Consider the following 26,014-nt stretch of genomic DNA (forward strand, 5'->3'; position numbering starts at 1 on the left):
TTGATAAATTTATTTGGAAAAAACAGTATTATCCAATATATGTAATTTTCCGCGGTCTTTTGTGCAAGATTACCATAGCTTGCTTTGTCAATAGAACTTTTCAATAAATTTTATAATCTTTTGCCATTTAAGAATTTCTCTAATTTAATCAATTTTCAAAACTTTATGAAAGTTGAATTATTTATTGCAAATTCAACTATAAAATAAAAAGAGCTGTTTCAAATTAATAATATAATTTGAAACAGCTTAAAATATCTAAATATTAACCAATCACTCTTCTCATGCAGTAAACTTTTCTATAATTATATTTTGATATAATTATTCCCTGTCTTTTATTAGCTGCATGTACAATTTTATCATTACCTATATATATAGCCACATGGTTAACTACACCTTTATTATTGGTATAGAAAACTAAATCTCCAGGCTTACGATCACTAACATTAATCTTACGTCCGGCTGATCTGGCTTGATCCCTAGAAACCCTATCAAGGGTATAACCAAACTGTTTATAGATGGTATATACAAATCCTGAGCAATCTGCTCCCTTTGTCAGACTTACACCGCCCCACACATATGGGTTACCGACAAACTTCTGGGCATAAGAAGCTATCTCTTGTCCGGTACTACTGCTTTTACTGCTAGAACTTGAACTTTCTGATTTTTTTGTTTCTTCTTTTTTATTTTCCGCAGCTTTCTTAGCTTCCGCTTGTTTTTTAGCTTCTGCCTGTTTTCTAGCCTCTTCTTGCTTTCTTGCTTCTTCCTTCTTTCTAGCCTCTTCTTGACGTCTTCTTTCTTCTTCCTCTGCTAACCTTTCAGCTTCAGCTCTTTCAGCCTCTTGCTGCTCTCTAATTCTTCTTTGCTCCTCCTCAATGGAGATAGCCTTTTGGAATATTACTTCTATGTCCACATAGTCTTTATGTACATATCCTTCAAAATCATTACCTTGGTCATCAGAACTAAGAAGTATTTTAACCCATTCACCCTGTTCCTCTATAATAGGGAAACGCTCACCTAAGGGAATTAGTTCTAAGGTTCTAGATTCTAAGTTTGGTTCTTCACGAACCCGTAATGTTTGGGTTCTAATAACCGTAGCATATTTCTCTGCAAATTTGTCAGCTAATTTTTCTGCTTCCTTACCGCAGGCAAGATAATTAGAAGCTATATAACCTTCTACATCACCTGAAACAATTTTTACCCAGTCTCCTTCGAGCCACTCTAAAATATCAGCTGCACATCCCTCATACAGCTTACCGACAATTTTACTTTCGGTAGATGGCTTGCTTCTGATATTTACATAACTGGATGCTTTAGATACACCCAAATTAGCAAAAGGCGATTTAATCTCAGTATTATAAACTTTGTCAATTTTTTCGTTAACCTTATCATCACTGCTAGCAAACACATCACTAAGAATCTTAGATATACCTGCTACACCCTGTTCAACTGATGTTGTTTGATTTCCATAGGCTTTATCATTTGTAGTTGAAAAAAACACCAAGGCCGATGCTGCAAATAATGCAGACTTCAAAGCCATACTTTTTTTCATACCGTATTCCTCCCAAGTATCGTAAGCAAGAATCTGCTTTTGTCTAATCCAATATGGATCAATTTCGGTTGAATTGTTACAAAATTATTACATTTCTGATAACAATTATAACAAACCCGATACTTGGTGTCAATCTATAATTGTAGAAAAATACGGTAAAAAAGGCGTTTTTTATGGCTTTATCAAATTTTACACGACATTTGTACTATTTTAAATAATTATTAACTTATTAATTTTCATTTAAATATTTTTCAACCCCTGTAATTGAATTAGCTCCGTCCGCTGCTGCAGTTATAATTTGACGCAGATTTTTAGTCCTGATATCTCCTGCTGCAAATACTCCGGGTACATTGGTTTGGCAATCTTCACCGGCAATAATATATCCACTATCATCAAGGGCAACTATATCCTTATAAACTTGGGAACTTGGAATATATCCTACGGCAATAAAGACTCCGGAAACCTCAAGGGTGGATATCTCATTGGTTTTTACATTCTTTACATCTATAGACTCTACAGTTTCTGTTCCCTTTATTCTTTCTACAACATTATCCCACAAAATTGTAACATTATCTATGGCCTCCAGTTTATTGACACTGCTTTTTGCAGCCCTAAACTGATCTCTCCTATGAATAATATATACTTTCTTACATATTCTTGACAGAAATATTGCATCTTCAACCGCAACATCTCCGCCTCCTACTACAGCAACTGTCTTATTCCTGAAAAATGCTCCGTCACAAGTGGCACAATATGACACTCCCAGTCCCGAAAATTCTTCTTCTCCCTCCACATCCAGATGACGGGGTAGTCCGCCGGCTGCAATAACAGCTGTTTTTGACCTGTACTGTGTGCCATTTTCTAAGGTAACCACCTTTATATTATCTTCTAGTTCAAATTTGACAACTTCTCCTGTAATAAATGTGGTATTTAATTTCTCACAATGCTCTCTAAATTTTGAACTAAGATCAAAACCACTAATTCCTGGAGTTCCGGGATAATTATCAACTTCATAAGTATTAATAATTTGTCCACCGCTTAATGGGTTTTTTTCAATAACTATACAATTTAACTCTGCTCTTTGTGCATAAATGGCGGCTGCTAAACCAGCCGGACCGGAACCGATAATTATAACATCATAATTCATAAGAAAACCTCCTTAAACTTGAATAATATTAATAAACCGTTTATATTTTCATAAAAATATGATATACTTAATACCAATAAATAAACATTTCAACATTATTATTATAAATAATTTGATAAATATTTAATGAAAAGGAGTTATTATGAATATATCCCTTCCTATAGTGACCAGTCCCACCATAGACAGTGTGGATGTAGGTGTAGCGGTACTTGCAAAAAACTTAGACACCGTAGAAGAACTTGGCCAAAGTATGATAAAAATGATGGAGCAATCAGTTGCACCATATTTAGGGCAAAATATTGATATTATGGTATAAGCCATATTAATAATATCAGGAGTAGTAATATGGTACCTGATGTTTAATTTATATGGCTTCATTTATGGCCTGATTAAGCATACTTTTCATACTCCTTCATTAGTATGCTTATTATATCAGAGCCTAATAATAAAAACCAGTCATTTAAACTAATAGATATATATTACATCTTTTTGTCGAAAGGAAAATGAAATGCTAGAATTAGGAAAGTATCAAACACTTGAGGTTTGTAAAAAAACAGACTTTGGAGTATATCTATGCAAGCCCGGTTCAGACATGAGTCATAGGGTACTTCTTCCCTTAAAAGAAGTACCGGATAATGTTAAGCTAAAAGACCAGATTGATGTTTTTATTTATAAAGATTCAGAAGATAGATATATTGCAACCACATCTAAGGTTCCCATAACTGTCGGTTCTCTTGCCCTTCTAAGAGTAAAAGAAGTAACAGCTATCGGAGCCTTTTTAGACTGGGGACTAAGTAAAGATCTTTTTCTCCCCTTTAAAGAACAGACAAGCAAGGTTAAAACAGGGGATAAGGTATTAGTATCCCTTTATGTAGATAAAAGCAAACGGCTTTGTGCCACTATGAAAGTCTACGACTATCTATCCACCGATTCAAATTATCAGGTGGGTGATATGGTCTCAGGAATTATTTATGATAAACTTGAGGCATTTGGTGCCTTTGTAGCAGTGGACAATCTTTATTCTGCATTAATTCCCAATAATGAGATCTTTAAACCCCTAAATATCGGTGAAACTGTTAAGGCTAGAGTAATTGAAGTTAGAGATGATAAAAAGCTTACCTTAAGCCTAAGGGATAGATCTTATATTCAGATGGATTCCGATGCCCAAATGATACTAGAACGTTTAAAAGAGGCCGGGGGCTTTCTGCCTTATCATGATAAAACGGATTCTCAGTTGATTAAGGAAAATTTTCATATCAGTAAGAATTCATTTAAGAGAGCTATCGGTAAATTATATAAGGAGAGATTAATTACCATATCTGAAAACGGTATCTCTTTAAATAAAGATTCATAGTAAAACACATAATACTATATAAAAAAGAGCCGGTTTTATATAAATAATATAATACCGGTTCTTTTTATTTTATTTTTGATCTAGATAGCGCATCCTTGCACTATCCTTAGGATCTGCGGACTTTTTATCGCTGTTTTTTTGAGAATATAAACTTTCAAATCCTTTTGCAAGCCTATCTTTACATGCCTTGCAGAATCTCCCTGTCCTAATGGTAACCCCACATCCTTCACAATCAAGTCCAATCATTGAATCCTCTGCAAATGTCAATCTCTCTTCACGAATCCATTGGGTTATTTGAGCTACGCTAACTTCGCACTCTTCAGATACTTCTTTTATACCTACCCGGGGATGATCATATATATATTCCTTAACCATTTCAAATTTTTTATCAAGAGCATTTGCACAGGTTGGACATATTGGGGGACCACTAAGATAATTAAATAATTTCCCGCATGTTCTGCAATTCCTTACATCCATTCTCATTCCTCCTGTTACCTTCCTTTCGAAAGATAAGATATATACTTCTAGAAGCCTTTGCCTATGCATAAAGTAATAAAATAAACTTGCTTTATTCCATTATTTTTTAACACATTGGTACAGGCTTCAATTGTACTGCCCGTGGTATAAATATCGTCTACCAAAAGTAGTCTACTCAAACTTCTAGGATATTTGTCAGCCAAGTCTTTATTAAACTCAAAGGCTTCCTGAAGATTCCTCAACCTTTCCTTATCACTTAATTGCTTTTGAGGTAAGGTCCTTTTATTCCTAATTATCAAATTAGATAATACCGGTATCTTAAGTTCTTTACCAATACCTTTTGCTAGAATTTCAGCTTGGTTATACCCTCTTTCACGGTACTTACTCTTATGTATGGGCACCGGTACAATTATATCCGGATCCATCTTAAGTATTGTCTTACCATAATTTTTTACAATCTCTTGAATATAATATTTGGCATATTCTTTTTTATAACCATATTTAAAATTAGAAATTGATCTTTTCATTGTAGAATCATAAAGCCATAAAGCATAACCATATTCAAAATGGTAATCTTTACGTCTGCAATCAGCACAATATTCTGCCTGGTCATCTTCCACAGGTTTACTGCACTTTTTACAACGGGGTTCACAAATAAGCTGTAGTTTCTTTTCACAGGGAAGGCATATTTTTCGGTCTTTAGGAATGACAATGTCTTCACAAACCGGACACCGAGGGGGATAAAGCATGTCTAATATGGCCTGCAGCAATTTATTCTCCTATGAAAAAAGCTTAACCGGATATTGGCCTTTATTAATCAAATCTTTGATTGCAGCTATTACAGAATCTTTATCTTCCTTATAGGTTACACCAAACCACTGATCAGAAGTTTCTAGAACCTTAACCTTTGCTTTACCCGATTGTACTAATTTACCTACCACCTCAGGAAGCAGGTATTCTTTCTTTATATCATCAGCTGATAAGGCGGATAAAAATTCTTGGAACCCTTTTTCTAATTCTTCAAAAAGGCTTGGCATAAAGCCCCACATATTCATGGACACCATCTGATTTAAGTCAATAAAAATTTCATTTCCCTCATTATCCTTAGCCTTTGCCCGGTTACCGTCTTTTTCTATGCCCTGTGTTTCTATAATATCAACCAACCACCCGTCATTGTCTGCTTTACATACCCCTCTGGTAACAGTCCCATTATCACTTAAGGTATTACCGAGAATAAATCCGGCCATGCAATATATATTCGGTTTTGTCTCTGAATTTAAGAAATCATATATTTTACGGAAAGCTTCCTTCCCATAGTAATCATCTGCATTAATTACCACAAAAGGTTCATTAACTACGCCTTTACAACACAATACTGCCTGTCCGGTACCCCATGGCTTGGTCCGTCCCTCTTGTACCTTATATCCCGGTGGCAGCTGGTCAAGCTCTTGGAATACATATTCCACTTTAATATGTTTTGCTATACGATCTCCTATAACTTCCTTAAAATCTTTCTCCAAATCCTTACGAATAATAAAAACCACTTTATTAAATCCTGCAGCCATTGCATCATAGATAGAGTAATCCATTATTATTTCACCGTTAGGACCAACGGGCTCTAACTGCTTTATTCCTCCAAATCTGCTTCCCATACCTGCTGCCATAATAACCAATGATGTTGTTGACAATATAATAACCTCCGTTTCTTAATAAGCTGTCTTTTAACTTATTATAACTTATTCACCATAATATTGCACTAATATAATTTCAGTATATATTTAGGATACTATATATTTAATAAAGTATTTCTTTAATTTGATCACATAATCTCGAATAACGACTCTGTTCATTTTTATTATCAATCATGAATTTTACCATCTTATCACTGCCCACAATTACAACACAACTTTTGGCCCTGGTTACTGCCGTATATAATAGATTTCTATTAAACAAAAGTCTGGGTCCGTCCAAGATAGGTAGCACAACAGCAGGGTATTCACTTCCTTGAGATTTATGAATAGTAACAGCATATGCCAGTTCTAATTCATCCAGCTGACTAAAACTATAGTTTACAAGCCTGTTATCATCAAATTCCACAGTTAATTGCTCAGAAAATAAGTTAATCTCCTTAATAATACCGGCATCACCGTTAAAGACACCGGTACCGGTTTGAATTGATAGGCCATAGCTACTCTTAATTTCCCAACCCAGCTGATAGTTATTCTTAACTTGCATAACCTTATCCCCTTCACGAAAAATACCATTATGATATTCCTTTTCTTTTTTATCATGGGATGGGGGATTAAGGGCTGCCTGAAGTGCTTTATTGAGCTTTTCTACACCCAGCTCTCCCTTTCTCATGGGAGTTAGAACTTGAATATCAAAGGAGGTAGCCTGAACATATTTAGGTAGTTTGTTCTTAATTAAATTAATCATTACTGCTGTTATTACATCGGAGTTATCCCTTTTTAATAAAAAGAAATCTTTACTCTTGTTATCAAGACATATCTGCTCCCCTGCATTAATCTTATGGGCATTTACAATAATATCACTGTCTGCCGCCTGGCGAAATATTTTAGTAAGCATCACTACATTAAAACAATGGGAATTAATTATATCTTTAAGGACATTTCCAGGCCCAACGCTGGGAAGTTGGTTCACATCTCCTACCAAAATCAATCTGGTTCCCACTGATACTGCCTTTAAAAGAGCATGCATTAAGCTTAAATCCACCATGGACATTTCATCTATAATTAACACATCTGTTTCTAAAGGATTGCTTTCATTACGTTCAAATGTAAAACTACTTTGATCTCCTTGAGTTAATTTACTAAGTTCCAACATTCTATGGATGGTCTTTGCCTCATATCCTGTGGTATCACTCATTCTTTTTGCCGCCCTTCCCGTAGGAGCAGCAAGCAAAATATCTAGTCCCTCAGCTTCAAATACCTTTATAATCCCATTAATTGTTGTGGTTTTTCCTGTTCCCGGTCCTCCGGTTATTATTAATAAACCATTACATACTGCCTCTTTAACCGCCATCTTTTGCTGTTCATCAAGGGTGGTTCCTGTCTCATTTTCAATATGGTTTAGTCTGGCTTTTAAAATTTCCAGATTATAATCATATTTTATATTTAGATCATGAAGCATTCTGGCAACATTAAGCTCCATATAATAAAATACTGAGGCATATATTATACTTTCCTCATTATTATCTGTTACCACAATTTTCTTTTTTATATTTAAAGCGGATATCTGGCGGCGGATAGCTTCTTCATCTACCATCAGAAGGTTTTTAGCCCGTTCAATTAATTCATTTTCCGGTAAATATACATGCCCCTCCCCGTTAGCTTGAATTAGCAGATAAAGAATAGCTGCCTTAATTCTATAATCGGAGGAAGGTTCAATTCCAACTTTTCTTGCTATATCATCTGCGGTTTTAAAACCTATTCCGCTAATATCTTCTGCCAAACGGTAAGGATTTTCCCTTATGATATCATACATCCTCTGCCCATACTCTTGAAATATCTTTGCCGCCAGATTTCCTGTAATATTATACTTTTGCAGAAACATCATGGCAGATCTCATATCCCTTTTATCTTCAAATTGACGATATATTTCCATGGCCATTCGCCGGCTTATGCCCTTAACTTCTGCCAACCTTTCCGGATCCTCCACAATTATCCTAAATGTACTGTCACCAAACTTTTTAACTATTCTGGCAGCTAAGGTTTTACCAATTCCCTTAATAGCTCCGGAACCAAGGTATAGCTCCATGGAATAGGCATCTTCCGGTTCCTTAATCTCACAGCTTTCCATTAAAAACTGTTCACCATACACAGGGTGATGTATGTAACTGCCGCTTCCTTGAATATATTCACCTTCGTCTATCATAGTAAGATAACCTACACAGGTAATCTCAGTTTCATCATACATAAGACTTAAAATGGTGTATCCGTTATCCTCATTACGAAAAACTATCTTTTCTACAAATCCCTCTACTATTTCAGACATAAGTATTCACCTCCTATCCTTATAATCCTCGTATTGAAATAATAAAATAAAATGTCATTCCAAACTATAACCCTATGAGGCTATCAGTTTAAAATGACATTGCAAGAGTCTTTATATTTCCTGGCGACTTATGTATATACTCTAACCATTTCTTTTCATGGACTCATATAAGATTTGCGCCAATCCAAGCTCTTGGTTTTCTGTGGCACTTTTTGCATATTCCTGATAGAGTATGTCCCCGAATTGTTCCATATAGGGGTTTTTCTTACCCTCATAGGGTATGGTCTTTTCCATTCCCTTCATGACCTGCTCTAGAAAATATGCCTCAAAACTTTTACATACCTCCATCAGCTCTTCATCTGTGCTTGGTTTATTTTTTAATGTTTCCTCAAGTTTCTTTACACTAGCATTATCAGTTGATAAGCTGTGATTTAGAAAATATTGTGAATTTGACTGGATTGAAAAACCCATTATAGCTTCTCCCTTCTACCAATGCTTTATCTCATATTATTTGCTTGAGCAAGCATTTGGTCAACCGAAGTTATAATCTTAGAATTCATTTCATATGCCCTTTGTGCAACAATAAGATTTACCATTTCATCTACAGCCTGAACATTGGAACCTTCAAGGTATCCTTGTCTCAACTTACTTTTCTTTAAGTTTTCATCCTCAGATTCTAACCTAGGTTCCCCTGAACTTTCCGTCTCTTTTAATAAACTACCGGATAATTTCTCAAGCCCCCCGGGATTATTAAATTGAACAATAGCAATTTGTATACCCATAGATGTTATATTATTATTTTCTTTATCATTATAAATAAGTTCGCCATTTTCACTGATTGTAATGTTATCGGCCTTATAACTATCATCTATAACAATAGGCTCACCCTCAGTATCAAGAAGTGGATTACCGTTAGAATCCGCTAAAGTTAAGCCACCAACCCCATTAGCCAAGCCAAAAGATCCGTTTCTGGTATAGGCAAAAGTGCCATCAGAGGTTCTTACCATAAAGAAACCTTTTCCGTCTATGGCAAGATCAAAATTATTACCGGTTTCTTGCAGGGTTCCCTGTGTGTAATGTGAGCTTATTGCAGATGTTCTTACCCCCAAGCCCACCTGTATACCTGCAGGCTTAGGATCCCCGTTATTATCATAGGAGTTCTCCTGTATTGTCTGATATAGTAAAGATTTAAATTCTGCAGTTTCCTTTTTATAACCTATAGTATTAATATTGGCCAAATTATTGGATATAGTATCTACATTTGTCTGTTGTGCCGTCATACCGGACGCTGCTGTCCATAAGGACCTCATCATATCATTTTCCTCCTATTATAGTAGATATTAAATACATTTAGCGGCTAAATTTTACCTACAGAATTGGCAGCCAAATCAAGGGTTTGGTCTATAGATTGAATAACCTTTTGGTTTGCCTCATAAGCTCTGGTAATAGCTATCATCTCTACCATCTCTGATACTACATTTACATTAGATTGCTCGGTAAATCCCTGTCTAATATTAGCTGTGGACGGAATTATTGTAGCACCCTCTACAAGTTCAAACATTGTATCATTTGTTTTAATGAGATAGTTATAATCCTCAAAATCAGTTACCAGGATAGTATCCATATAATTTCCGTCTACGTATATTGCTCCACTTTCATCAATAACCACATCTGCCCCATCGGTAGGAATCATTATCTCTCCGCTTTCTCCCATGAGACGATTTCCCTCTGAATCCACAATATACCCATCTCTATTCAAGGTAAAACTACCGTTTCGTGTATATTTTATATCGGCATTTTGGTCCTTATCCATAACAGACAATGCAAAAAAACCTTTTCCTTCTAATGCCAAATCATAGGTTTGTCCGGTTTGTCTTAGGGATCCTTGGCTATAATTAGTATATGCTTCACCTAATTTAACTCCTAGACTCATTCTTCCTATAGGTCTGTCATTATAGGCTTCTGAACTATCCCTTACCTTTGATACAAGTACATCATCAAAGGCCTGATTTGTTACATTTTCTTCCTTATATCCCACGGTTGCGGCATTTGCCAAGTTATTGGCAATAATATCTAGTCTTTTTTGCTCATTTGCCATTCCGGTGTAGGCTGTGTAAAGTCCTCTTACCATAGTATCAGCTCCTTTGATTAATCCCGTCTTCCACTTAAAAACTCGACGAATTTACCGGTACCTACGGCTACCGCTGTCATAGGGTCTTCAGAAGTTATAGTGGTAATGCCTGTTTTTTCTTCGATAAGCTGTTCGATTCCGTATAATAAGCAACCACCTCCGGTTAATACAATACCCCTATCTGCTATATCAGCAGCCAGTTCCGGGGGAGTCTTTTCAAGAACCCCATGAACAGCCTCTACAATCTGTGATGTAGTCTCTCTTAAAGCCTCCTCGGTTTCTTCCGAAGATACGGTTATGGTTTTTGGAAGTCCGGTAACTAAGTTTCTGCCTCTTACTTCCATTGATATGGTTTCGGGTCTGCGATATGCTGAACCGATCTTTATCTTAATATCTTCAGCTGTTCTTTCACCGATTAAAAGATTATGTTTCTTTCTCATATATCTTACAATTGCGTCGTCAAAATCATCCCCGGCAATTTTTACTGATGTACTAACTACCGTACCACCTAGGGATATAACAGCTATATCAGTGGTTCCTCCACCTACATCCACAATCATGTTACCGCAGGGTCTTGAAATATCAATACCTGCTCCTATTGCCGCTGCTATAGGCTCTTCAATAATAGCTACCTCTCTGGCTCCAGCCTGATAAGTGGCATCCTCTACTGCTTTCTTTTCAACCTCTGTTACCCCGCTTGGAACACATACACTGATTCTAGGTTTTCTAAACCTCTGTCTTCCAACTGCTTTTTGTATAAAATATTTAAGCATTTTTTCTGTTACAGTATAATCTGATATTACTCCCTGCCTTAAAGGTCTTACAGCAACAATATTACCGGGAGTCCTTCCTAACATCAATCTGGCTTCTTCACCAATTGCTTTAATCTTATTGGTATCTCTATCAAAAGCCACTACAGATGGCTCCTTAAGTACTACACCCTTTCCCTTTATATAAACTAATACACTTGCTGTACCCAAATCAATTCCGATATCGGTGCCCAACATATAGTTACTCCTTTCCTATCCCGAATAAATACGGGTCTATATAGTTTAATTTTTTCTTCGTATCTTATATTCTTTATTTTAAATATTTATAATTTGTTTTATCTTTAATTCTTTTCTTATTTTCTTCCATTCTAAGTGGTCTTAAACATGGTCTAAGATTATTATCTAATTTTAGTGAAGAATCTTTTAAAACTGTGATTTTATCGGTAAAATTTGCATAATAATCGAGCCCTGTTTAGTCTCTATGATATTATATCTTATTTTCCGTTTTTTTCAAAGGTTATTTTAAAAACTTTAATAACTTACCATCATATATTATGTATATCGTACATATTTATAAACTTTTTAGATGTAAAATATATTTCTTTATTTGACAAGATATTCTTTAAAAGTTTTTAAATTATATCAAAAAAACTCCCAGTAGTAAGTAATCTTACTCTGGGAGTTAATTAACTAGTATAAAACTTATATTATACCTTCGTTAGTATTACTCAATAATAGTAGCAACTTTACCGGAACCTACGGTTCTGCCACCTTCACGGATAGCAAATCCTAAACCTTGTTCCATAGCGATAGGATGAATTAACTCAATTGTCATTTCAACGTTATCGCCAGGCATGCACATTTCTGTGCCTTCAGGAAGGTTGATTACACCGGTAACGTCAGTTGTTCTGAAGTAGAACTGAGGTCTGTAGTTATTGAAGAAAGGAGTATGACGGCCACCTTCTTCTTTTGTTAATACGTAAACCTGAGCTGTAAATTTCTTATGGCAAGTAATGGAGCCGGGTTTGCAAAGAACCTGACCTCTTTCGATATCTGTTCTCTGAACACCACGAAGAAGTGCACCGATGTTATCACCAGCCTGAGCCTCATCAAGAAGCTTTCTGAACATTTCGATACCGGTAACAACAACTTTACGATTCTCATCTCTAATACCAACGATTTCAACTTCCTCAGAAACTTTCAAAGTACCACGCTCTACACGGCCTGTAGCAACTGTACCACGACCGGTAATGGAGAATACGTCCTCAACAGGCATAAGGAAAGGCTTGTCACTTTCTCTTTGAGGATCAGGAATCCAAGAGTCAATAGCTTCGAATAACTCAAGAATCTTATCTCCCCATTTGCTGTTAGGATCTTCAAGAGCACCAAGAGCTGAACCCTGAATAATAGGTGTATCATCACCAGGGAACTCATACTCAGTTAAAAGATCTCTGATTTCCATTTCTACTAACTCTAATAACTCAGGGTCATCAACCATGTCACACTTGTTCATGAATACTACGATGTAAGGAACACCAACCTGACGGGAAAGTAAAATATGCTCTTTAGTCTGAGCCATAACACCGTCAGTAGCAGCAACAACAAGGATAGCACCATCCATCTGAGCAGCACCGGTGATCATGTTCTTAACGTAGTCTGCGTGTCCTGGGCAGTCAACGTGAGCATAGTGTCTGTTGTTTGTCTCATACTCAACGTGAGAAGTGGAAATTGTTATTCCTCTTGCCTTCTCCTCAGGAGCTTTGTCAATCTTATCGAATGCTACAGCTTCACCTGTACCAAGTCTCTCATGAAGAGTTCTGGTAATAGCTGCTGTAAGAGTTGTTTTACCGTGGTCAACGTGACCTATTGTACCGATATTACAATGCGGTTTTGTTCTTTCAAATTTAGCCTTAGCCATTTTACAACGTCCTCCTTTAAAATAATGCTTATAAGCAAATGTTTTCACGCCTGGATATTCCATATGGATTTCCACTTATGGCCTGTTTATAAATTGCCTCATATGCCCTATTATATTTCATGTTAGAAATATTTTCAAGCACTAAGAAATGAAAATATTAATAATATTAGGCGAATTTAATCTTAATTCTTAGCTTTTCCTGCCAATACCTTTTCCTGTACATTTTTAGGTACCGGTTCATAGGAATTAAAGTACATGGAGTATGCTCCACGACCCTGAGTACGGCTACGAAGGGCTGTGGCATATCCAAACATTTCAGACAGAGGAACATATCCACGTATCAGTTTTGATCCGTTTAGATCCTCAGTGCCTTCAATACGTCCACGACGGGAGCTGATATCACCTATAACATCTCCCATATATTCCTCAGGTACTGTAACTTCAACTCTCATAACAGGCTCTAAAAGTACTGCACCGGCTTTACTCATAGCATCTTTAAATGCCATGGAACCTGCTATCTTAAATGCCATTTCACTGGAGTCAACTTCATGGTAGGAACCGTCATATACGACTGCTCTTACACCAAGCACAGGATATCCGCCAAGAATACCTGCTTTTGCTGCTTCTTCGATACCTGCACCAACTGCCGGGATGTATTCCTTGGGAATAGCACCGCCCACAACTTCTGAGGCAAACTCGAAAGTCTTCTCTGCATTGGCATCCATAGGCTCAAAGCGCACTTTACAGTGTCCGTATTGTCCACGTCCACCGGATTGTCTTGCATACTTGCTGTCAACCTCAACGGTCTTAGTAAAGGTCTCCTTGTAAGCAACCTGAGGAGCACCGACATTAGCTTCTACCTTGAACTCACGAAGCAGTCTGTCAACTATAATTTCCAGATGAAGTTCTCCCATACCGGCAATAATTGTTTGACCGGTTTCTTCATCGGTATAAGCTTTAAATGTAGGGTCTTCTTCAGCCAGTTTAGCCAAAGCCTCACCCATCTTATCTTGTCCGGCTTTTGTCTTAGGTTCGATAGCAACATTAATAACCGGCTCGGGGAATTCCATGGATTCTAGTACAACAGGATGTTTTTCATCACAAAGTGTATCACCGGTGGCTGTGAACTTAAGTCCAACAGCTGCAGCAATATCTCCTGAATATACTCTCTCCAAGTCTTCCCTCTTATTGGCATGCATTTGCAGGATACGTCCTACACGTTCCTTTTTATTCTTTGTAGAGTTAAGTACATATGAACCTGAATTTAATGTTCCTGAATAAACTCTAAAGAATGCCAATTTACCGACAAAAGGATCGGCCATAATCTTAAATGCTAATGCGGCAAAAGGCTCATCATCAGAAGATTTTCTGGTCACCTCATTGCCTTCTTCATCCACACCTTTGATATCAGCGATATCAGTAGGAGCAGGCATGTATTCGATAATAGCATCTAATAACTTCTGAACACCTTTATTACGATATGCTGATCCACAAAGAACCGGAATAATCTCAACAGAGATAGTAGCCCTTCTAAGAGCTGCTTTAAGCTCCTCTTCGGTAGGTTCTTCACCTTCTAGATACTTCTCCATTAAATCATCGTCAGTATCACAGATAGCTTCAATCATAATAGATCTGTATTCCTCGGCCAGATCTTTCATGTCATCAGGTATTTCTTTAATGGTGATATCGTCGCCTCTATCATCATTATAGTAATATGCCTTCATCTCAAATAAATCTATGATACCTACAAATGTATCTTCTTTACCGATTGGAAGCTGGATAGCTACAGGATTTTTCCCGAGCCTTTCTCTTATCATTTTTATAACATTGAAAAAGTCCGCACCGGAAATGTCCATCTTATTAACAAATGCCATTCTCGGTACATTGTATTTATCAGCTTGGCGCCATACGGTTTCGGACTGAGGCTCAACGCCCCCTTTAGCACAAAATACACCGACTGCACTGTCTAGAACACGCAGAGAACGCTCAACTTCTACGGTAAAGTCTACGTGTCCGGGAGTATCGATAATATTAATACGATGCTCTAGGGCACCGGGTTTTTTCTTATGCTCAAATTCCTGGGTCCAATGACATGTGGTCGCTGCTGATGTAATTGTAATACCTCTTTCTTGTTCCTGCTCCATCCAGTCCATGGTTGCAGTACCTTCATGGGTATTACCTATTTTGTAGTTTACACCGGTATAGTACAAGATACGTTCGGAAAGAGTAGTCTTTCCCGCATCGATATGAGCCATAATACCGATGTTTCTAGTCCTCTCTAATGGATATTCTCTTCCTGCCAAAGATAATTCCTCCTTAATTCATGACAAGCAAATCATGTCTACAACTTGCTTGATAATGGCAAAGAATGATAAACAATCATCAAATATCATGTTTCCTACAATTTAGTTTATCATAATAAACCAAATGCAATTCCAATAGACTTTAGCTATACAAATGCATCAACCTATTGTCAAGAATTAAAGAAGAACATGCTATGATATTTAAATAATTACCATCTATAATGAGCAAATGCTTTATTTGCCTCTGCCATCTTATGCATATCTTCTTTTCTCTTAACGGCTGCACCTGTATTATTTGCAGCATCCAAGATTTCATTCGCCAGTCTATCCTGCATGGTCTTTTCTCCTCTTTTTCTGGAGAACATAGTTAACCAACGTAGAGCCAACGCCTGTCTTCTTTCAGGTCTTACATCAACCGGAACCTGATAGGTTGCACCGCCGATACGTCTTGCTTTAACTTCAAGAACAGGCATGATGTTATTCATAGCCTCCTCGAATACCTCAACGGCATCCCTTCCGGACTTTTCTGCTACCTTCTCAAAGGCTCCGTATACGATTTTCTGTGCGGTACCTTTTTTGCCATCTAACATAATATTGTTGATAAGCTTTGTTACAACCTTATTGTTGTAAACCGGATCCGCCAGTACATCTCTTTTAGGTATATGTCCTTTTCTTGGCACGCTTCTTCCCTCCTTAACAATACTAAACGAAATTTTATTCCATTTCGTCAGTTACATTAATTCCTAGGTACTCACAAATGAAAGATACTCGCTTTCTTTGATTGTGTCCGTGCTCAGCTTAACTTCATTTTCCATATATGAAATGTTACCATTCCACTTAATTTGTAACCCACAGAATATACAAATCAAAAGGAAATAAAAAATTAATCCGGCACTTAACTTCATCACAAAAGAATGCTTTATACAATTCTTTGCTTAACTAGGCTGTCTTATTATTTTTTTGCGTCTTTCGGTCTTTTAGCACCATACTTGGAACGTGCCTGTCTTCTGTTGGCAACGCCTGCAGTATCAAGTGTACCTCTGACGATGTGATATCTGGTACCGGGCAAGTCCTTTACCCTTCCACCTCTGATAAGTACAACACTATGCTCCTGAAGGTTATGACCTTCGCCGGGAATATAGCTTGTAACTTCGATACCGTTGGACAGACGAACCCTGGCAATCTTACGAAGAGCGGAGTTCGGCTTCTTGGGTGTTGCAGTTCTTACAGCTGTACATACACCTCTTTTTTGTGGTGAAGATACATCTGTAGTCTTCTTTTTCAATGAGTTAAATCCCTTCTGCAATGCAGGAGAATTGGATTTATACTCAACTGACTTCCTGCCCTTTCTCACTAGCTGGTTAAATGTAGGCATTAATTTTTCACCTCCCAAATTATAATTAACTTTCTGTGGTATAATATGCGCAGTAGATATGCTAACAGTTTCAGCAAAATACGCATAAAAAATACATTGCATGCAAGTTAGCATGCTAAATGATTATACTTTTTTCCTTTTCAAATGTCAAGAAAAATTTAATGATATCTGTTACCGTTAACAAATTGTTAATTTTTTGCAAACAAACTATGAATACACATATGTGTATTCATAGTTTGTTCATAAACTTTTAACTTAAACTGACAAGTTTATACCAATAAATTCGGTAGCAACATAGCAACCACTGCGGCATAAACTGCATCCAGCCAAACAACTGAACCTACAGCTCCAATATAAACCAGGCCCACAAATGGTGCTGTAAGAATTTTTGGGATTATTCCGACTTTTTTATTTTTTAAAATTTGTTGCACCATCACTTTAGCATCACCGGTACTGCAAAATGCATGCATTAAAATTGAAAAACCGGCCCACACAAGTATAAGGTTTAGAATATCGCTATTTACCTTAAATGCAAAAAACTGAATTGAGGCAGGCAATATTATTAGACTTCCTAAAATGGTATTAAAAATAAAGGGTCCCATAGAAGTAATAAACACTTTACCGGGATGGTTACTTCCTTCATGGATAACATATCCGTTAGGATTCTTAAATTGAAAATATTTAACCTCATACACTTTTATACCACATATATAACAACAAATCTGGTGAGCAAGTTCATGTACAATTACTCCCGGAAAAGTTAAAATCGATATAATAAAACCTGGTATTATCATCATCTTATATTCCTACCCTTCCACATAATATTCTTCTAATGTTATTTCTCCCTCTAAAAGCTTTTGTGTCTCTTCTTCAAGCTGTCCTTGAAGTTCAATAATTTCATTTTTTATTACTTGTGCCTCTTCTATCAAATCATTAAAATGCAAGGCAATCAAGTAGGTCTCCCGGATATATTCTCCATCGGAATAATTATTATAAGCTTCTTCGGCCACCTTAAGTGCCTCTTCCATATTTTGCTCAAGCATATGTAAAATAGCTAGGGATCTTAAAGCCCCGGAATCTATTTTATCCTTTCCTAAGGCTTCATCGGTAAATTTCCTGGCTTTTTCAAAGTCCCCTACTCTCCGATACAGATGTTTTTACATCAATTAACTTAAACAGTAAGTATTCTACATTATTCTGTTATTTATAAGACTTATGCTGAATAATAAAGTAATATTAAATAGAATTTTAAACTTTCTTGAATATTAAGAATCCTTGTAGTAAGATATAACCAGTATATTACTTATTCAAACTATGTTAAATTCAGGCAAATCCCATCTGATAATAAATTTATAAATATTATAATAGGGGGAACACTATGAAGGACATGGCACAAACTGAGAGGCAAATTTTTATCCTGTTATTGCTTTCGGAAAATAAAAGAGGATATACTATCAGTGATATCCGTTCTTCCTTAGAAAAATGGAATGTAGTAGTGGATAAAAAGACAATTATGCGAGATATAGATAGCCTATCTCGTATTTGCTTTATCACAGAGGAAGAAAGAAAGGGTAAAACTTACTATACAGCAGATAAATTCCGCCTTAGTGATATAACCTTTACCTCACCGGAGTTAATCTCCCTTGCATTTATGATGGAACTTCTAAAACCCTATCAATATATGACCATGGGAAGAACTGCCCTTGAACTTATACATAAGCTTCTTGATAATACCGGCAATCTAAACAGAGAATTTATTAAGCACTTTTCCGGTCTTGTTACTATCAACACCAACCAATATATCAACGATTCCCTTAACCCTGAATTTGAAAAAAAGCTCCACCAGGCCATACAAAACAAAAAAAAGACAAGAATTATTTATCGCAGGTTTGGAAGTGACGAAGACACTATCCGGGTCATTCATCCATATGAGCTTTTTATTAACGACGGTGCTCTATGTGTGGTAGGCTACTGTGAGCTTCGTAATGATATTAGGGATTTTAGGGTCTCTAGGATTCGTGCACTGACTATATTAGAAGACAGCTTTCAGATACCGGAAAATTATTATGAGGAAAGAAACAGAAAAAAATTTATTCATCTTTCAGGAAGCCTAGTTGAACAAATAATAATTTCCTTTGATAAAAGAACATCTAAGTATATCTTAGAATATGAAGCTGATTTGGCTGACGAAATAATACAGACAAATGACGGTATTACCTTTATTAGAAATACCGCTGTTACAGATGAGCTAATAAGATGGATACTACAGTTTGGCAAGGGGGCTAAGGTTCTTAATCCCAGCCATTTAAAGGAAAAAATAAAACATGAACTTGAAAATTGTCTAAAGCAATATTAAAAAATATACATATAATAAATATATCTATATATTGACATTTTACCTTAAGGATTATATACTAGAACAAAATTGATAAAAATAGTGAATATTACCATAAACCGTCGAGTAAGAATAGTAAGTATTATCATTATTTACAGAGAGTTGCAGAGGGTGGAATTGCAATAATAAATGTAATACTGAATGGACTTACGAGGGCAGGAAGAAAATCAGCAATGCTGACGAGTAATACCTGACGGTATCTCCAACCGTTATCAAGGGAGCATGTATATATGTACATGGAATAAGTGGGTGCAGCCGCACCAAACCGGGTGGTACCGCAGAAGTCTAAGCTTTTGTCCCAGTGATTGCTGGAACAAATGCTTTTTTTATACAAAACTTTTGTTTTCAAAAAAGAAAGGAGAATTATTATGGCAAAAAAAATCCCCCATCGCTTATATCTTACTGAAGATCAGATGCCAAAACAATGGTATAATCTACGGGCGGATATGAAACAGCAACATGATCCCCTTCTTAATCCAGCCACTTTAAAACCCGTCAAGGTAGAAGATCTTTATCCGATATTTTGCGAAGAACTGGCTCATCAAGAAATGGATTGTACAACTAGGTATTTTGATATTCCCGAAGAAATACAGGAATTTTATAAGATGTACCGTCCCTCCCCTTTAGTTCGTGCTTACAATTTAGAAAAGGCCTTAAAAACACCGGCAAAAATTTACTTTAAATATGAAGGTAATAACACATCAGGAAGTCATAAGTTAAACTCTGCTATCGCACAAGCTTATTATGCTAAAAAGCAAGGGCTTAAAGGGCTTACTACCGAAACCGGAGCCGGTCAATGGGGAACAGCACTAGCCGAAGCCTGCGCCTTCTACAACCTACCTTTAACAGTCTATATGGTAAAAGTTTCCTACGAACAGAAACCTTTTAGAAAAACTGTTATGCAGACTTACGGTGCTGAAATAGTCCCAAGCCCCAGCAATACTACTAAAATAGGGCAGGAAATTTTAAAGGAGAATCCTGATACCGGCGGAAGCTTAGGATGTGCCATATCGGAGGCTATAGAAAAAGCCATGTCCAATCCCGGATATCGTTATGTGCTTGGCTCAGTTTTAAATCAGGTATTACTTCATCAATCAATAATCGGACTTGAAAGTAAGATAGCATTAGAAATGCTGGATGAATATCCTGATATAGTCATAGGATGTGCCGGCGGAGGCTCTAATTTAGGCGGTTTAATTGCACCCTTTATGCAGGATAAATTGACCGGCAAAGCTTCTCCTAGAATAGTAGCTGTTGAGCCTGCCTCATGTCCTTCTCTTACCAGAGGAAAATATGCATATGATTTTTGTGACACGGGAAGGGTTACGCCCCTAGCAAGAATGTATACCCTAGGAAGCCGCTTTATTCCTTCAGCTAACCATGCGGGAGGACTTCGTTACCATGGCATGTCCCCAATTTTATCTAAGCTATATCACGATGGATATATGGAAGCTATAGCAGTGGAACAAACCAAAGTATTTGAAGCTGCCGTACTTTTTGCAAAACAAGAAACTATCCTTCCCGCACCGGAATCTGCCCATGCCATACGGGCTGCAATTGATGAGGCAATCCGCTGCCGGGAAACAGGGGAGGCAAAGACCATACTCTTTGGCCTTACCGGAACAGGGTATTTTGATATGACAGCCTATAATTCCTACCTAAGCGGTACCATGACAGATTATATTCCCAGTGACGAAAATTTACAAAAAGGTTTTGATCTACTTCCTAAGGTTAATTAAACCCTAATAAGATTGCATATTAATAAGACAAGTAACATAATCATAAACTAAAGAAAAAATAGGTATTATGCTTATATCATAATGCCTATTTTTTTAATTTAACCTCTGCTTATCACCATATAACTCCATCATTTTTATATTGCTGGGGCCTGTAATTTTACTTGTTTTAATATGTCCTAGCCTATGTTATAATAATGCTTAGTATTTCAAGTTCTAAAGATGGAGGTACATCTATGAATGAACAGATTGTCCATAATAATTTTGAAAAAAAATTTGGAGAACTAGTTAAATATGCTAAAAAGGAACAAGGTATTATTGAAGTTGAAAGGATCAATACTTTTATTAAGGATTTAAAACTTGATAATAAGCAAGTTGATAAGGTTTTTGAAAAACTTGAGACTTATAACATTGTTGTATTAGACACTCCGGAAGATGTTAATGAACAAGATGAGGAACTACTAGAACTTGATGAGCCAGCAGAAGAAATATCCTCCCAAGAAGACATATACATGACATCCACTGACAATATTGTATCGGATGATCCTGTTCATTTATATTTGAAAGAGATTGGCAACTACCCTTTATTAAGTACCGAAGAAGAGATTGAACTGGCTAAACGTATAGAAGACGGTGATGAAACCGCCAAACAATTACTTGCCGAATCCAATCTTCGTCTGGTTGTAAGCATAGCTAAACGGTATGTAGGAAGAGGCCTATCATTTCTGGATTTAATACAGGAAGGAAATTTAGGCTTAATTAAAGCCGTTGAGAAATTCGATTATACAAAAGGTTTTAAATTTAGTACATATGCCACTTGGTGGATTAGACAAGCAATTACCAGATCCATTGCCGATCAAAGCCGTACTATACGCATTCCTGTTCATATGTCAGAGATAATAAATAAAACCTACCGTACATCCAGAGCCCTCCTTCAAGATCTGGGCAGGGAGCCTACAGAAGAGGAACTTTCCGAAGCATTGAATATGCCTGTTGAAAAGGTTCGCGAAGTTTTAAAAATTTCATCTGATCCTATTTCCCTAGACATTCCTATCGGTGAAGAGGATGATAGTCATCTAGGTGATTTTATTAAAGACGAAAATACCTTGGGCCCAGAGGAAGTGGCCACCTATTCTAGTCTTAAAGATCAGATATCAAAACTTCTTGACACTTTAACAGAAAGGGAACAAAAAGTTCTAATGCTTCGCTTTGGCTTAACAGACGGTAGAACAAGAACTTTAGAAGAAGTCGGTAAGGAGTTTCATGTTACCCGAGAAAGAATCCGACAGATTGAGGCAAAGGCCCTGAGAAAACTTAGGCATCCCAGCCGTTCAAAACATTTAAAGGGCTTCGAAATCCTTTGACCTAACTTACATACATTTATTTAAGAAAGGATTGCTTTAATGAAAAGAATTATATTAATGGTAATTCGAAGTCTGTTTAACCTTCCTTTTTGGATATTCAAAATATTTAGACTTTGCAATATTGAAAAATATGATGTAAAAACCAGATATGACTATCTTCGAAAAATAGTATTAACTATTATAAAGAGGGGCAGGGTTAAAATCCGTGTTACCGGCCTTGAGAATCTTCCAAAAGAAAACGGCTATATAATGTTTCCCAATCATCAGGGATTATTTGATGCTCTTGCAATCATACAGACCCATGAAAGGCCCTTGGCAACAGTAATGAAAAAAGAAGTTAAAGATATTTTTCTTTTAAAGCAAGTTATTAAACTTTTACAAGCGGAAATTATTGATAGGGAAGATATCAGACAGTCCATGGGAGTTATTAAGAATATGACCCGGCGGGTAAAATCCGGTGAAAACTTTATTATATTTGCCGAAGGAACCCGTTCAAAGGATGGTAATAATCTTCTTCCATTTAAAGGAGGCAGCTTTAAAAGCGCCATGAACGCCAAATGCCCTATAGTTCCCATTGCCTTAATAGATTCCTATAAAGTATTTGATACCGGATCAATCCGTAAGCAAATGGTTCATGTCCATTATTTAAAGCCTCTTTATTACCATGATTATAAAGATATGAAATCAACTGAAATAGCTGAAACTGTGTCTAAATTGATAGAGAATAAAATTCTAGAAGAAGCTTAAATTTTGTTAATTTGTATAAATCAATTTATAAATATATAAATTATTACCATATTTGTCCTTGTAATATTTGCCTTTTTGCTTAAATTGGGATATAATAGCTTTTGATACCGAAACAACACTCTTGGAAGGTGAATTATGAATATGAAACGAACCATATTTTCCATGCTAGTGTTTTTATCTTCTTTTTGTACTTTTATATTTTTTGAATTTATACTTCCATCATATCTTCCTGTTAATAGGGAGAATCCAAAAGTGCAAAAAATTGAAAGTTTTAGTTTGAAGGCTATTTCAAATTATTATGATAGTATGGCCTTAGTTAATCAGCAGCTGTATCTTTCAAAAGAGTATATTAACAGCCTAGTAGATAAAAACACCAATGGAATAAGCGGTTTCAATAAATATAAATCTTCCTTCTCAGATGACAACAATAAGGCTGAAGAATCTCAGTATTTCAATATAGGCATATCAATTGCAGATACCTATGTAAATATTAGAAGCGATGCAAATACTGACAGTGATATTATGGGTAAACTTTACAGGGACTCAGCAGCCATAATATTAGATACAATGGAAGATTGGTATTATATCGAATCCGGCAGTGTTAAAGGCTATATCAAATCTAAATATTTAAAAACCGGCATTTCCGATGACGAATTAATTGAAAAATACGGTATCAAGAAGATAACGGTTAATGCAGATGGTTTAAATGTAAGGAAAAAACCAGACCCCGACTCTGAAGTAGTTACGGTTATATACGAAAAGGAATCCTATCCTGTAATCGACCTTTTAGATGACTGGGTAAAAGTAGATATCACCGATGATAAGGTTATGGGTTATGTAAAAAAAGAGTATGTTGATATTCTAATAGATTTTAATAAAGCCATATCCAAAGCAGAGGAAGAAGAACTTAAAAAAATACAGGAAGAAGAAAGAATCAAAAAAGAAACAGAGATTAAATATAGGGAAGAAGTAAATTATACCGAAGATGAATTAAAATTACTAGCCTGCTTAGTTCATTCAGAAGCTGGTAATCAAAGCTATGAAGGGAAACTGGCCGTTGCCAATGTTGTATTAAACAGAGTAAAATCATCTAAATATCCCAATACTATAGAGAAAGTAATTTATCAATCCGGTCAGTTTACTGTGGCAACAAACGGGTCCCTGGCTAAACAATTAGAATTGTATGATAATTATTCATCAAAATCTCAACTGCTTTCAATAAAGGCCGCAAAAGCCGCCTTATCCGGTGAAAATAATATAGGTGATCGTTTGTACTTTAATGAATATAAAGCTGCTGTAAGAAAAGGACACGATCAAAAGAAAAACAGTGTAAAGATACAGGATCATTTGTTCTGGTAATTAGATTTTTATTGCAAATATTAGGGCACTTATAATCTTATAATGCAGTCATAGCCTTGCACTATAAGATTATAAGTGCCCCTTTACAATTAAATCTTAATCATAATTATTAAATCAGAAAATTAATAAAGTCTTAACTGTTTAGGAATACCATTTTCATACTTAATATTAACTTCACCCATAATAAGAGGTCTTAGATATGTCATCATCTCTTCAGTCACATCATTGCCTTCAGGTGTAATCCAATCTGTCGGTACGGTTTTTTCGTGGTTTGCAACTTGGCTAACATCAACAGCTGTAAATTCCACTTGATAAGGATTATCACCTAGTCTATGAATAGCTGCCATTTTACCGGTCACACCGTTAACAACACAGTCAAATGCCTTTTGGCCAAGCATTTGAGACTCAATAATGTCAGTTTCACTGGCAATATGAGCCGCTGCTCTTTGCATTAGGTTAAGTTCAATAGCTCTTACCTTACAGCCGATTTCATTTCTTACCAACTGTTCTAATGCCTTGGCAGATCCTGCAATATATTTATGACCAAAATTGTCTACAGCTCCACTGGATATGGAATCAGACACATATGAACCGTCACTGTATTTAATACCTTCACTGATAGTAACTAAAACACCGGGCTTTACTGCCAACTTGTCCTTTATATCCTGAATAAATTTATCATTGTCAAAGTCCTTTTCACACAAATAAATTAAATCAGGACCTGGTCCACCATTAACCCTAGCTAAAGCTGAAGCAGCTGTAAGCCAACCGGCATTTCTACCCATAATTTCTACGATAGTTACAGCAGGAATATCATATACACTGATATCTCTTTCTATTTCAGAAATTGTAGTAGCAATATACTTTGCTGCAGAACCAAATCCGGGACTGTGATCTGTAAGATTTAGGTCATTATCAACAGTCTTAGGAGCACCCATAATATAGAAATCATGATTATTCATTTTACAATATTCTGCAAGCTTATTAACGGTGTCCATGGAGTCATTTCCACCGATATAGATAAAATATTTGATTTCATGCTTGATAAAGGTATCAATTATTTTCTTATAAGGCTCATCATCTTCTCTCCAATCCTTCATCTTGTATCTGCAAGATCCTAGGGCAGATGATGGAGTATAGGTCAGGGTATCTAAAGCCTCTGTGTCCTTAAGCAATTCATTAAGGTCAATCAGGTTGTCGTTAATTGCCCCTTCTATACCATTCTTAGCGCCAAATACTTTATCTACCTTATCACTAATTCTGGCTCCCTTTAATACACCAACCAGGGTGGCATTTATAGCCGTTGTCGGACCGCCTGATTGTGCTACTAATAAGTTATTCATTTTTTCCTCCTTAAGCAAGTAATGCTATGTTT

24 protein-coding genes and 1 other annotated feature are annotated in these 26,014 nt (G+C 36.3%); of the genes, 7 read left to right on the forward strand and 17 right to left on the reverse strand.

From position 1 onward, the window contains the following. Nucleotides 1–262: 262 nt before the first annotated feature. Nucleotides 263–1,549, reverse strand: coding sequence for a C40 family peptidase (locus SD1D_RS10910; RefSeq protein WP_058258937.1), 1,287 nt, complete (start codon nt 1,547–1,549; stop codon nt 263–265). 229 nt (nt 1,550–1,778) lie between these two features. After that, nucleotides 1,779–2,696 carry a thioredoxin-disulfide reductase gene (trxB, locus tag SD1D_RS10915; RefSeq protein WP_058258938.1) on the reverse strand — a complete coding sequence of 306 codons (918 nt, stop codon included), beginning with the start codon at nt 2,694–2,696 and terminating at the stop codon, nt 1,779–1,781. A gap of 142 nt (nt 2,697–2,838) precedes the next feature. Here trxB and SD1D_RS10920 point away from each other — a divergent pair, with 142 nt between their 5' ends. Beyond that, nucleotides 2,839–3,012 (forward strand): YjfB family protein, encoded by a 174-nt coding sequence (locus tag SD1D_RS10920; protein ID WP_087758906.1) that lies wholly within the window; start codon nt 2,839–2,841, stop codon nt 3,010–3,012. Between the two features lie 192 nt (nt 3,013–3,204). Then, nucleotides 3,205–4,050: a CvfB family protein gene (locus SD1D_RS10925; RefSeq protein WP_058258939.1), complete on the forward strand. Its 846-nt coding sequence runs from the start codon at nt 3,205–3,207 to the stop codon at nt 4,048–4,050. A 69-nt stretch (nt 4,051–4,119) separates the two neighbouring features. Here SD1D_RS10925 and SD1D_RS10930 read toward each other — a convergent pair whose 3' ends face one another. From SD1D_RS10930 to SD1D_RS10995, 14 genes are all read right to left on the reverse strand, one after another. Continuing rightward, the gene (locus tag SD1D_RS10930; RefSeq protein ID WP_058258940.1) at nt 4,120–4,527 is read right to left on the reverse strand and encodes a flagellar protein; all 408 of its coding nucleotides are present in this window, start codon (nt 4,525–4,527) and stop codon (nt 4,120–4,122) included. A 47-nt stretch (nt 4,528–4,574) separates the two neighbouring features. Beyond that, nucleotides 4,575–5,297: a ComF family protein gene (locus SD1D_RS10935; RefSeq protein ID WP_242955222.1), complete on the reverse strand. Its 723-nt coding sequence runs from the start codon at nt 5,295–5,297 to the stop codon at nt 4,575–4,577. Nucleotides 5,298–5,306: 9 nt separating this feature from the next. Further along, nucleotides 5,307–6,215: a nucleotidyltransferase family protein gene (locus tag SD1D_RS10940; RefSeq protein WP_087758907.1), complete on the reverse strand. Its 909-nt coding sequence runs from the start codon at nt 6,213–6,215 to the stop codon at nt 5,307–5,309. A gap of 106 nt (nt 6,216–6,321) precedes the next feature. After that, on the reverse strand, nt 6,322–8,541 hold the full coding sequence (gene recD2, locus SD1D_RS10945) for an SF1B family DNA helicase RecD2 (protein WP_058258941.1): 2,220 nt from the start codon (nt 8,539–8,541) through the stop codon (nt 6,322–6,324). A 141-nt stretch (nt 8,542–8,682) separates the two neighbouring features. Continuing rightward, entirely contained in the window at nt 8,683–9,012 is a 330-nt protein-coding gene (locus SD1D_RS10950; RefSeq protein ID WP_058258942.1) for a rod-binding protein, read from the reverse strand. A gap of 26 nt (nt 9,013–9,038) precedes the next feature. Continuing rightward, nucleotides 9,039–9,854, reverse strand: a complete 816-nt coding sequence (flgG, locus tag SD1D_RS10955) for a flagellar basal-body rod protein FlgG (RefSeq protein ID WP_058258943.1) — start codon at nt 9,852–9,854, stop codon at nt 9,039–9,041. 44 nt (nt 9,855–9,898) lie between these two features. After that, the gene (locus SD1D_RS10960) at nt 9,899–10,672 is read right to left on the reverse strand and encodes a flagellar hook-basal body protein (RefSeq protein ID WP_058258944.1); all 774 of its coding nucleotides are present in this window, start codon (nt 10,670–10,672) and stop codon (nt 9,899–9,901) included. Nucleotides 10,673–10,689: 17 nt separating this feature from the next. Beyond that, nucleotides 10,690–11,679, reverse strand: a complete 990-nt coding sequence (gene mreB / locus SD1D_RS10965; RefSeq protein WP_058258945.1) for a rod shape-determining protein — start codon at nt 11,677–11,679, stop codon at nt 10,690–10,692. Between the two features lie 487 nt (nt 11,680–12,166). Next, nucleotides 12,167–13,360: an elongation factor Tu gene (gene tuf, locus SD1D_RS10970; RefSeq protein WP_058258946.1), complete on the reverse strand. Its 1,194-nt coding sequence runs from the start codon at nt 13,358–13,360 to the stop codon at nt 12,167–12,169. 182 nt (nt 13,361–13,542) lie between these two features. Continuing rightward, complete coding sequence (gene fusA / locus SD1D_RS10975; RefSeq protein ID WP_058258947.1) at nt 13,543–15,663, reverse strand: elongation factor G; 2,121 nt, start codon at nt 15,661–15,663, stop codon at nt 13,543–13,545. Between the two features lie 209 nt (nt 15,664–15,872). Continuing rightward, nucleotides 15,873–16,343 carry a 30S ribosomal protein S7 gene (gene rpsG, locus SD1D_RS10980; protein WP_058258948.1) on the reverse strand — a complete coding sequence of 157 codons (471 nt, stop codon included), beginning with the start codon at nt 16,341–16,343 and terminating at the stop codon, nt 15,873–15,875. 272 nt (nt 16,344–16,615) lie between these two features. Continuing rightward, nucleotides 16,616–17,038, reverse strand: coding sequence for a 30S ribosomal protein S12 (gene rpsL, locus SD1D_RS10985; protein WP_058258949.1), 423 nt, complete (start codon nt 17,036–17,038; stop codon nt 16,616–16,618). Between the two features lie 269 nt (nt 17,039–17,307). After that, the gene (locus SD1D_RS10990; protein WP_058258950.1) at nt 17,308–17,835 is read right to left on the reverse strand and encodes a metalloprotease family protein; all 528 of its coding nucleotides are present in this window, start codon (nt 17,833–17,835) and stop codon (nt 17,308–17,310) included. 9 nt (nt 17,836–17,844) lie between these two features. Beyond that, nucleotides 17,845–18,066 (reverse strand): hypothetical protein, encoded by a 222-nt coding sequence (locus SD1D_RS10995; protein ID WP_157893123.1) that lies wholly within the window; start codon nt 18,064–18,066, stop codon nt 17,845–17,847. Between the two features lie 350 nt (nt 18,067–18,416). On the opposite strand from SD1D_RS10995, the gene SD1D_RS11000 reads away from it, so the two are divergent. The 5 genes from SD1D_RS11000 (at nt 18,417) to SD1D_RS11020 (ending at nt 24,639) form a co-directional block, all read left to right on the forward strand. After that, nucleotides 18,417–19,394 carry a helix-turn-helix transcriptional regulator gene (locus SD1D_RS11000; protein ID WP_058258952.1) on the forward strand — a complete coding sequence of 326 codons (978 nt, stop codon included), beginning with the start codon at nt 18,417–18,419 and terminating at the stop codon, nt 19,392–19,394. A 92-nt stretch (nt 19,395–19,486) separates the two neighbouring features. After that, nucleotides 19,487–19,737: a binding site (T-box leader), on the forward strand. Nucleotides 19,738–19,798: 61 nt separating this feature from the next. After that, on the forward strand, nt 19,799–21,172 hold the full coding sequence (locus SD1D_RS11005; protein WP_334293271.1) for a TrpB-like pyridoxal phosphate-dependent enzyme: 1,374 nt from the start codon (nt 19,799–19,801) through the stop codon (nt 21,170–21,172). A 233-nt stretch (nt 21,173–21,405) separates the two neighbouring features. Then, nucleotides 21,406–22,533 carry an RNA polymerase sigma factor RpoD gene (rpoD, locus tag SD1D_RS11010; protein WP_058258954.1) on the forward strand — a complete coding sequence of 376 codons (1,128 nt, stop codon included), beginning with the start codon at nt 21,406–21,408 and terminating at the stop codon, nt 22,531–22,533. A gap of 39 nt (nt 22,534–22,572) precedes the next feature. After that, nucleotides 22,573–23,280, forward strand: a complete 708-nt coding sequence (locus SD1D_RS11015) for a lysophospholipid acyltransferase family protein (protein ID WP_058258955.1) — start codon at nt 22,573–22,575, stop codon at nt 23,278–23,280. A 135-nt stretch (nt 23,281–23,415) separates the two neighbouring features. Further along, nucleotides 23,416–24,639 carry a cell wall hydrolase gene (locus tag SD1D_RS11020; RefSeq protein WP_058258956.1) on the forward strand — a complete coding sequence of 408 codons (1,224 nt, stop codon included), beginning with the start codon at nt 23,416–23,418 and terminating at the stop codon, nt 24,637–24,639. A 122-nt stretch (nt 24,640–24,761) separates the two neighbouring features. Here SD1D_RS11020 and SD1D_RS11025 read toward each other — a convergent pair whose 3' ends face one another. Then, complete coding sequence (locus tag SD1D_RS11025; RefSeq protein WP_058258957.1) at nt 24,762–25,982, reverse strand: 6-phosphofructokinase; 1,221 nt, start codon at nt 25,980–25,982, stop codon at nt 24,762–24,764. Between the last annotated feature and the right edge of the window lie 32 nt (nt 25,983–26,014).

This window comes from Herbinix luporum (genome assembly GCF_900070325.1).
Lineage (GTDB): Bacteria > Bacillota > Clostridia > Lachnospirales > Lachnospiraceae > Mobilitalea > Mobilitalea luporum.